The sequence below is a fragment of the Bradyrhizobium sp. LA6.1 genome (genome assembly GCF_040547805.1).
GTDB lineage: Bacteria > Pseudomonadota > Alphaproteobacteria > Rhizobiales > Xanthobacteraceae > Bradyrhizobium > Bradyrhizobium barranii.
Genome location: NZ_JBEPQK010000011.1, coordinates 260,429 through 269,887, shown reverse-complemented (window position 1 = coordinate 269,887; position 9,459 = coordinate 260,429). Strand labels below are relative to the sequence as shown.

Below are 9,459 nucleotides of genomic sequence, written 5' to 3'. Positions count from 1 at the left end.
CCTTCAAGGACCTCCAGCCGGCTCACCGGCCCTACCGACGAGCCGTCCAAATGGACGTCCTTTTTGCTGTCCAATCCCATCCCAAACCTCCGTCCTAGTCGGAGGCTTCTTCGCACGTTCATTCGAATTCTGAAGCAAGGGTATCGGCTTCGCGCTTACCGTTAATCTCGTAGTCACCTCGATTGGGATCGACTGCAGCACGATGCTCAATGGGATCTCGATAGTTGCAAGAACTGCGTCAGTCCCTGCGATACGATGCCCGAATCTGTGCATACGGCTTGTGGGGCCAAAGCCATTTTGAGCGGAAGCCTCGCCGAAAGGCTCAATTTCTAGCCATTCTCTGAAAGCCATAGCAAGGCTCCTTTTTGGGTAACCGGAGCGTTCAACAGCGTTGGTCCCGACGCGCCTGTAACGCCATACCCGATCTCGGGAGGAATGCCCCCTGTCGAATCGTACAGGTGCGTCCAAATCTGAGCTGACCTACCTCGGAGGTGCCGGCTTCATTATCGACAAGGGGGTCGTATTGGATGTGCAGCCTTTCGGCCAAGTCCGACCGCCACCTCTCGGGACAGGCGATCGAGCTCAAGCACCTTCGATTCGCGGCACTCGCATATGAATGCGGCAGCTTCCGGAAGGCCGCCGAGCTCCTTCCTGTTCAGCATTCTGCATTGAGCCGTGCGGTGGCTCAACTCGAGGCCCAGGTTGGAGCGGCTTTATTCGAACGTTCGACAACAGGCGTACGACCTACCCTCGCTGGCCTGCATTTCTTGAAACACGCAATCTCAATTTTGGAGCAACTTGACGCACTTCTCGAATCGACAAGCGGCTTGGCACGTGGCCAGTCTGATCAACTTCGGGTAGGCTTATGCGCGTCGGTCGCCCCTGGCCGCCTCGGAGAACTCCTTGCCGGCTTTCGGCAACGTTGCGCTCCTACTAACCTAGTCGCCACAGAGCGATCTACGACAGGGTTACGTAGATCTCTTCAGAGCAGCGATTCAGATATTATAATTGGATCAGGACTGCTCGACTCGTCAACCGTCCACGCGCACGCGCTGTGGCGCGAGCGGGTTTTCGTTTTGCTCCCGACAGATCACGCGCTTGCTTCCCACGAAGCTGTCTTCTGGACGGACCTTCGCGATCAAACCATTTTGCTCGTAACGCCCGATCGTGCCGGCAGCGTGGAGGAAATGTTAGAATCCAGAATCCAGATGCGTGGGATCATCCAAAACGTGCAACGGCATCACGTCAGTCGGCACCTCATTCACAAGTTCACAAGACTGGGATTCGGCGTGAGCTTTATCCTAGACTCCGACGTCGCCACTGTTGGAGACGACGTTGTTTATCGAGAATTGCACGACGAGCAGGGTCAAGTGGACGTCTGCTTTTATGCGCACTGGATGCCCAGCAATAGGAAATTCGCATTACGTCCATTTCTGACGTTTTTAGCCGAGCGCTACCCGTCGCCAACCGAGCGATAGACGCGCTTTGACTTCGCAAAGCCTCTGTCTGCGGCCATAAATCGCGCCAGCATTGGCGCGACCAGTTTGATTGGATCAATCGCCTGGCCTGTTTCGCGCGCCAAGGCTTCAGCGTACGCAACCAAATCCCGGTGCACCGAAGCAGGTAGTTCCGTCATGACTTTGACTGGCTTATCGTCCGACAACGCCGTGATCTTAAGCTTCGACACCAGACACCTACCCTCTATACAGCTCAAGAACGAGATCTCGATTGACGATGACACGCACCGGGAAACCGGACCGGATGGTCAACGTTGGTTGAATACCGAGGCTGCGACGGACGATCTGTTGGCCTGTTTGATTGAGGGAGTCGCCTGCACCGCGCCGCATCGCCTGGAGGATCGCGCTGTCATTGCTGTTCGTATTTGAGCCCGCGCCGGGCTCGGTGCCGACGGCTAGTAGGGTCGAAAGAGCCGCGGCTTTGAACAATTCGCCCCAGTGATTATTGACCTCGTCTTCAAGCCCCGAATAGCCCGCGGTATCAGCCCCCTGTTCACGCTCCAACACCATCGAACGGCCATTCGGCATGATCAGCCGGGTCCAGACCAGCAACACGCGCGACTGACCGAAGGCAACCTGGCTGTCATAAACGCCAATCAGGCGCGCTCCCTGCGGGATAAGCAGAAAGCGCCCGGTGGGCGAATCGAACACATTTTCGGTCACCTGTGCGGTGATCTGGCCCGGAAGGTCCGACCGTATCCCTGTGATCAAGGCACCTGGAATGACAGTTCCCGCCTGCACGACATAGGGTGATGCCGGCTTGGTGACGCGATCGGGGCTTACTGTACGGCGATCAACGAATGCATTGACGAATGCGAGCTTCCTGTCCTGACCACCCTGCGAAACTCCCTCGTCGCCATTGGTGGCCGAAATTGATGAAGCATTCCGGTCGCCACCCTGGGCCGCGGCAGCAGGCGGGCGCGCATCTCTTGCATTGGCCGAAGCGAACAAATGGCTTACGCGGGCCGCTTCGGTTTCTTGATCCCGGCGCTGCTGTTCCGCATCGAGAGCCGTAGCTCCAATCGTCGGCGACTGACCTTGGGCGGCCAGAATAGGACGCCCAAGGTCTCCAGGAAGAGGTGGACCAAGCTGGGGAATACCTCGACGCGTCAACCCCATGTAGTCCTTCGGCAGCGTCGCAATGCCATCGGCAATATCGTGATGCTCAGTGGCGTAGAGCTCATCCGCCGGCTGATTTCGGGAACGATTGTTTTGCAATGACCACAATACAGCGCCGCCAATGACTACCAGCGCGACCGCAATTCCTCCTGCGAGAACCTTGCGCGATAGCCGTGTTACGCGCGGATGCTCCGCTCTTAGGCGGAAGCTTCTCGACGGGTCGTCCTGTGTTTGCCTCGAAATCGATCGATCCTGATCGCCTTCAATCTTCGAATTCATGACGACGACCTCCCGTCAGTCCTGACAATTCGGACCTTCTGCTGGTGTTCGCCCCCGAGCCGCAGTTCTGCCGCTGCAAACAGCCGATCCACAATCAGTAAATTGCCGTATGCGCGGTAGTTGACCAGCTCGGTCTTTCCGTCAGGGCCAATGACGAACAGCGGCGGCATCTCGCCTTGGACAATCCCTTGCGGGAATTCGACATAGACCTTGCGGCCATCGTCATACGCACAGAGCGGCCGCCAGGGTGGACTGTCCCCCTCGATCGCGTAGCGAAGCACGCGCTGCGCTGGATCTGGAAGAACCGGTGTGAGGGAAGCCTCGCGCGATTTTTCGCGCGCTGTTTCTGGATAATACCAGGCGACGGAGGGCATGTAGGGCCGCTCGCGGGAGCGAAGCTCGATCAAATACGTGCGCCGGTCGGTATTAATGACAAGGTTGGTCTCGATTGCCGCCCGCGTCGGCTTCGCGAGGATGTGGACACGACGGGTGTCGCCGCTTCCACTTTCGGTATCGCCTACAACCCATCGCACCGTGTCTCCTGCCGCGATAGGCCCCGATCCTGTCAGTTGCTCCCCTTCTTCGAGCGCAATATCCGTGATTTGTCCGGGAGAGGCGTACACCTGATAAAGCGCTCCCGGGCTGTAAGCGTAGATCTGAGCCGCGTTGAAATATCCCCGCTTGCGCGGCTCGACTCGCGCCGCATTGTTTGCTGTTTCAACACGGCTCACCGGTTCAGCCTCCTCCTTCCCTCCTGACTTCCCGCCGAGAGCTGGCTTCCAGGCAGGCGGGACGTGAAGCGGGTGCGGTCTGTTGTCGACCGGTGCTGGAGGCGCAGGCAACGCCGGCAGCTCAGCGTCATAGTTGATTTTCGGCGGAATATAGGTCGCGCAACCTCCAAGGGCCGACGAGCAAACCAGCAGGGCCGACACGATCGCGCGCTTCGAGATCAAGGCGCTAGCGGTGGTTGGGTTGTTAGGCTTCGAGGAAATGTTTGACGTCGTCTTGGTCACTGACCCAGCTCCTTCGACCAATTGATGGCGCGTACATACACGCCGAGCGGATTCTTGCGCAGCCGTTCGGCGTTGCGCGGCGTCTCAATCACAACGGTGAGAATCGCGGTCCAGCGCTCGGTCGAACTCAACGAGCCGTAGTCGTAGGTGCGTTGGACCCAAGCGACTCGAAAGCTGTCCGGTGAGGCACGGATGACGCTGGAGACATCAACCGAGATTTGCGCCTTGCCCAACTTAACGAACGGATCGTTGTTGCGCGCGAAGTCATTGAGCGCGGCCGCGCCCCGATCGGTCGTAAAATCATAGGCGCGCAACCAATTCTGGCGGAGCACGATGCCGTCGGCGGGTAGGCCTCGGACATCTTCAACAAAACGCGCCAAATGGTAGGCGATCTGAGCGTCGGTGGGTTGATAGTCAATGTTGGCCGGGGCAACCCTTTGCGCCTGACCGAGCCGATCGACCTCGACCACCCAGGGCGTGATCGATCCTTGACTCGATTGCCAAACGAGACCACCCGCAAGACCACTTGCTAGCGTGAGGCAGCCAAAGGCCATCAACCGCCAGTTCTTGGCCTGGACGCGCGCAGATCCAATGCGCTGATCCCAGACCTGAGCAGCTTTTTGATAAGGCGTGACGGGTTCGGGCATGCGCCCGTAGTGAACGGACGGTCGTTTGAACATGAAATTTCCTCCTGAGATCAAGAGTTTCGTCTTAGCGTTGTAAGAAGTTGGCTGAGTTGTCAGTGCCAGTAGTTGGTGGATCGACGCCGCATCAGTGCTCTCCTTCGGAGAGATCGACTGAAGTGCCGGCTCCGCCGGGATCGCTGGAGCGAAGGGCATGCCCGGCCGCGGATGCGCCATGCCGAATTGTCTGGGCCTGCTTCGCGCGCCGTGCGAAATCTGGTTGCCGATCCGCTGAACTAGCTGCGGCCCGCTCGCCTGCTTGCCCATCGCTGGCGAATGTGCTCGCCATCCGGCGCAACGGATTTGTCACGGCTGACACACCGGTCTCGGCGGCGCCTGCAGCGTTGCCGCTTCGATAAGCAGCGGAGACCCCGCTTAGAGCGGCGCTTCCTCCGCGCGCAGCACCTGCGATCGCACCACCGGCGAGGCCTACACCGCCAGCGGCAAGGCCAGCGCCCGCGGCAACAGCACCGCCAACAGCAAGACCCGTCCCAATCGCCGCGCCGGCGCCAAGCTGCGGTCCGCCTGAGACCAAGCCGTTTGCGATTCCTGGCCCGAAGATACCAAGCCCCAACAAGGTGAGCGCCGCGAGAACAAGAGTCATCGCCTCTTCGATCGTCGGCTGCCCGCCACTGAATCCGGACGTGAACTGCGAGAACAAGGTCGAGCCGATACCGACGATGACGGCCAGGACTAGTACTTTGATTCCGGAAGACATCACGTTGCCCAGGACCCGCTCTGCTGCGAAGGCGGTTTTGCCGAAGAGGCCAAAAGGAATGAGCACGAAGCCGGCAAGTGTCGTCAGCTTGAACTCAATCAGAGTGACGAAAAGCTGGATCGCCAGAATGAAAAAGGCGAGGAGAACCACGGCCCATGCAAACAGCAGAACGACGATCTGGACGAAATTCTCGAAGAAGCTGATGTAGCCCATCAGGTTCGAGATCGAGTCGAGCAGCGGCCGGCCGGCGTCCAGGCCGACCTGAGCAATGCGACCCGGTCGTAGGAAATCTGATGCCAATAGGCCGGTCCCGGATGCTTTCAGTCCAAGCCCAGCAAAGCTTTCAAAAACAATGCGTGCGAGGTTGTTCCAATTGCCAATCAGGTAGGCGAAGACGCCGACGAATAGTGTCTTCTTCACCAGGCGGGCAATAATATCCTCGTCTGGCCCCCAGCTCCAGAACAGGGCAGCAAGAGTGACGTCAATCGCAGCAAGCGTTGTTGCGAGATATCCGACGTCGCCCCCCAATATGCCGAAGCCGCTATCGATATAGCGTGTGAACGTCTCCAGAAATTGATCGATAACACCAGTGCCAGTCATCGCCTGCTCGCGTCTGGAATTGTAACTGAGGGATAACCTTGGGATAGGCGGCTCTGGTCCTTTGGTGCGGCCCCTGAGCTGCCAGGGTCGAAATCTAAGGGACCATTTTTGTCACCGAAGAAGCGGCGCCGGTTCTCCGCCCAAATGCGCAGGCAATGTTGGTAACCCATCGTGTCGTTCGTCGTGACGCTGCGGCAGCTAGCAACGTCAGAACCATCCAAGCTGGTCGTCTCTTCAGCCGTTGCCGGCGAGGAAGGGCCTTCGCCACCACGAAGCTGGATCGCGCAGGCTGCGGCGAGCAACACTCCAACTGCTGCAACCAAGACGGCTCCAGAGGGTCTTGCGTCACTCATTGGTGGAACATCCGCACTTCCTGGGGTTGGTAGCCCTGACCCGGCGTCAGGAACCGTCGGAGTTGTTCACGTCCCTGGTCTTGAGCTGCGGCGCGCTGCGCCCCTTCGAGGCTCTGCGCCCTGCCCTGGGCTGCCACAGTGGCGGTGAGGTCAGCAAGTTGCTGTGCCTGGAGCGCGAGAATCTGATTGCCGGCCTGAGTTGCCTGCAGCGCGCCGCTGGCCCCCTGGCTTGACGTTACAAGCGCAGCGGTCTGGACGCGGTTGGTGTCGAGGTTGCCGACTACACCTGCCTGCACCCGGAGTGCGTCCTGCAGGCCAGCCACAGAATTTTGCCAGCGCGATTCAGCGTTGGTGAACAACGCCTGGCTGGACTGGTTGCTGGATGCCGGCCTATAGCTTGTCGAGAAGGCCTGATCAATCTGTTGTACGTCGTATGCAATGCGTTGGGCTTGGGCCAGCAGCTGCTGGGTCCGCTGGATCGATGACTGCAGCTGTTGCAACGACGAGTACGGTAGGTTGGCCAGATTCCTGGCCTGATTGGTCAGCATCTGCGCCTCGTTCTGCAACGAGGTGATCTGATTGTTGATCTGCTCGATCTCACGCGCCGCGGTTAGGACGTTCTGAAGGTAGTTGTCAGGATCGAAGACAATCCACTGCGCCCGCACCGGCGCCGTGATACCGAGCGTGAGGGTAATCATGCTGGCGGCGAGCAATGAGCTAAGTCTTCTCATAGCGGTCTCTCCAAATTGCCGAGTTCGGGGATCAGGTCGATGGCCCAGGCGAGACCACGGTGCTGGAGCCAGGCGGGCACGAAGCCATCCCGTCCATGTTCCGCGAGCACTCGCTCCATGGCGGCTTGGTCAGTCTTGGAAGAGGCCGCCGCGAAGGCGAGCGCCACTTCACCAAGGCCCAATTCGAACATCCGGTTGCCGCGGCGAGACTGGCAGTAATAGTCGCGCTTCGGCGTGGCCCGGCTTAAAAGTTCGATCTGCCGGTCATTGAGGCCGAAGCGCCGGTAGATTGCTGATATCTGCGGCTCGATTGCCCGTTCATTGGGGAGTAACAAGCGCGTTGGACAGCTTTCAATGATCGCCGGCGCGATTGCGGAGCCATCGATATCGGAAAGGGATTGGGTGGCGAAGATGACGGACGCATTCTTCTTTCGAAGCGTCTTCAGCCACTCGCGAAGCTTGCCGGCGAACCCCTCGTCGTCGAGGGCAAGCCAGCCTTCGTCGATAATGAGAAGGGTCGGCCGGCCGTCAAGACGGTCCCCGATGCGATGAAAAAGGTAAGACAGCACGGCCGGAGCCGCGCTCGTTCCGATCAACCCCTCGGTCTCAAACGCTTGGACCGAGGCCTCGCCAAGGCGCTCGAATTCGGCGTCGAGCAAGCGGCCGGACGGACCACCCAAGCAATAAGGTTGTAAAGCTCGTTTGAGGGGGGAAGATTGCAGAAGGACTGACAAGCCCGTCAGGGTGCGTTCTTGCGCCGGTGCTGACGCGAGGGAGCTCAGTGCCGACCACAGGTGATCCTTGACCTCCGGCGTGATCTCGATCTTTTCCCGGGCCAGGATCGCACTGATCCATTCGGTGGCCCATCCTCGCTCCGAACGATCATCGATCCAGGCGAGAGGTTGTAGGGCGACTGAGTTTTCGCTCTCGTTGGACAGCGCACCACCCAGATCATGCCAATCGCCACCTATCGCGAGCGCTGCCGCCCGGATTGAACCACCGAAATCGAACGCAAAGATCTGGGAGTTCGGATAGCGGCGGAACTGCAACGCCATCAGGGCCAGCAGCACCGACTTGCCCGCGCCTGTCGGTCCCACTACGAGAGTATGGCCGACATCGCCGACGTGGAGGGAAAATCGGAACGGAGTCGATCCTTCGGTCCGACCGTACAGCAACGGCGGACCCCTGAAATGCAGATCTCTCGCCTCGCCCGCCCATACCGCCGACATCGGAATCAAATGCGCAAGGTTGAGGGTCGAGACCGGCGGCCGCCTCACGTTGGCATAGGCATGTCCCGGTAGGCTGCCGAGCCAGGCCTCGACGGCATTCACCGTCTCGACCATGCAGGTGAAATCCCGCCCCTGGATGATTTTCTCGACCAGCCGCAACTTCTCGTCGGCTCTCTCAGGGGCACGATCCCAGACCGTGATAGTTGCCGTGACGAAAGCTTGTCCGATCTGATCTGACCCCAGTTCCTGCAGCGCGGCGTCGGCGTCCATCGCCTTGTTATGGGCATCGGTATCAAGCAGCGCCGACGCCTCGTTGGTCATCACCTCCTTGAGAATGGCGCCTATCGATTTTCTCTTGGCGAACCACTGGCGTCGAATTTTTGTCAGCAGCTTGGTGGCATCGGTCTTGTCGAGCATGATCGCCCGGGTCGACCACCGATACGAGAACGCCAGGCGATTGAGTTCGTCCAAAATTCCGGGCGTGGTTGCGCCAGGAAAGCCAACAATCGTGAGGATCCGGACGTTGGCTGATCCCAGCATCGGCCCCAGCCCGCAAGTCAGCGGCTGATCAGCCAACAGGGCGTCGATGTACATTGGAATTTCTGGCACGCGAACGCGATGACGCTTGGTCGAGACCGTCGAGTGCAGGAAAGTCAGCGTGTCCTGATCGTCGAGCCAGCCGCACTCGGGCATGAACCCTTCGACGAGCTGCAGCACGCGATTGGTTTGGTCAATGAATCCGTGTACGACCTCGCGCGCGTCAGTTCCAAGGGCACGATCGCGGCCCTCGTAGAGCAGACGTTCCGCCTTGGCGGCTCCCTCCTCCGGAGGCAGGTACAAAAACGTCAAGAAGTAGCTGGACTCGTAGTGCGCACCGGCTTCTTCGAACTGTGCTTTACGTTCGGCATCGACCAACGCCGATGCCACATCCGGAAACATGTCGTAGGGATAAGTGCCCGCAGAATGACGCTGCGCCTCAAAAAACACGGCCCAGCCTGAGCCGAGGCGCCGCAAAGCGTTGTTCACACGGCCGGCGATGGCAACAAGTTCGGACGGCACGGCGCTATCGAGGTCGGGTCCTCGAAATTTCGCCGTCCGTTGGAACGAACCGTCCTTGTTCAGGATGATTCCTTCGTCGACCAGAGCGGCCCACGGCAAGAAGTCGGCAAGCCGGACGTTGGAATGGCGGTATTCGGCGAGATGCATCATGACCGACG

At 59.4% G+C, this 9,459-nt stretch carries 9 protein-coding genes; 1 reads left to right on the top strand and 8 read right to left on the bottom strand.

The annotated features are described in order from the left end of the window. Positions 1–527: 527 nt before the first annotated feature. Positions 528–1,478 carry a LysR family transcriptional regulator gene (locus ABIB99_RS26455; RefSeq protein ID WP_354178118.1) on the top strand — a complete coding sequence of 317 codons (951 nt, stop codon included), beginning with the start codon at positions 528–530 and terminating at the stop codon, positions 1,476–1,478. On the opposite strand, the gene ABIB99_RS26450 is transcribed toward ABIB99_RS26455, so the two are convergent. The 8 genes from ABIB99_RS26450 to trbE form a co-directional block, all read right to left on the bottom strand. Then, complete coding sequence (locus tag ABIB99_RS26450; RefSeq protein ID WP_084795049.1) at positions 1,454–1,687, bottom strand: DUF2274 domain-containing protein; 234 nt, start codon at positions 1,685–1,687, stop codon at positions 1,454–1,456. The genes ABIB99_RS26455 and ABIB99_RS26450 overlap by 25 nt on opposite strands. Positions 1,688–1,694: 7 nt before the next feature. Continuing rightward, the gene (locus ABIB99_RS26445) at positions 1,695–2,915 is read right to left on the bottom strand and encodes a TraB/TrbI/VirB10 family type IV secretion system protein (protein ID WP_247309707.1); all 1,221 of its coding nucleotides are present in this window, start codon (positions 2,913–2,915) and stop codon (positions 1,695–1,697) included. Then, positions 2,912–3,928 carry a P-type conjugative transfer protein TrbG gene (gene trbG, locus ABIB99_RS26440; protein WP_063982126.1) on the bottom strand — a complete coding sequence of 339 codons (1,017 nt, stop codon included), beginning with the start codon at positions 3,926–3,928 and terminating at the stop codon, positions 2,912–2,914. The genes ABIB99_RS26445 and trbG overlap by 4 nt, the downstream gene beginning before the upstream one ends. Beyond that, the gene (gene trbF, locus ABIB99_RS26435) at positions 3,925–4,608 is read right to left on the bottom strand and encodes a conjugal transfer protein TrbF (protein WP_063982125.1); all 684 of its coding nucleotides are present in this window, start codon (positions 4,606–4,608) and stop codon (positions 3,925–3,927) included. Before trbF ends, trbG begins: the two co-directional genes overlap by 4 nt. Positions 4,609–4,699: 91 nt before the next feature. Further along, entirely contained in the window at positions 4,700–5,929 is a 1,230-nt protein-coding gene (gene trbL / locus ABIB99_RS26430) for a P-type conjugative transfer protein TrbL (RefSeq protein ID WP_247302167.1), read from the bottom strand. Beyond that, positions 5,926–6,282, bottom strand: a complete 357-nt coding sequence (trbK-alt, locus tag ABIB99_RS26425; protein WP_208087815.1) for a putative entry exclusion protein TrbK-alt — start codon at positions 6,280–6,282, stop codon at positions 5,926–5,928. The genes trbL and trbK-alt overlap by 4 nt, the downstream gene beginning before the upstream one ends. Continuing rightward, entirely contained in the window at positions 6,279–7,013 is a 735-nt protein-coding gene (gene trbJ / locus ABIB99_RS26420; protein WP_063982123.1) for a P-type conjugative transfer protein TrbJ, read from the bottom strand. The genes trbK-alt and trbJ overlap by 4 nt, the downstream gene beginning before the upstream one ends. Then, the gene (gene trbE / locus ABIB99_RS26415; protein WP_247302166.1) at positions 7,010–9,451 is read right to left on the bottom strand and encodes a conjugal transfer protein TrbE; all 2,442 of its coding nucleotides are present in this window, start codon (positions 9,449–9,451) and stop codon (positions 7,010–7,012) included. Before trbE ends, trbJ begins: the two co-directional genes overlap by 4 nt. Positions 9,452–9,459 lie beyond the last annotated feature (8 nt).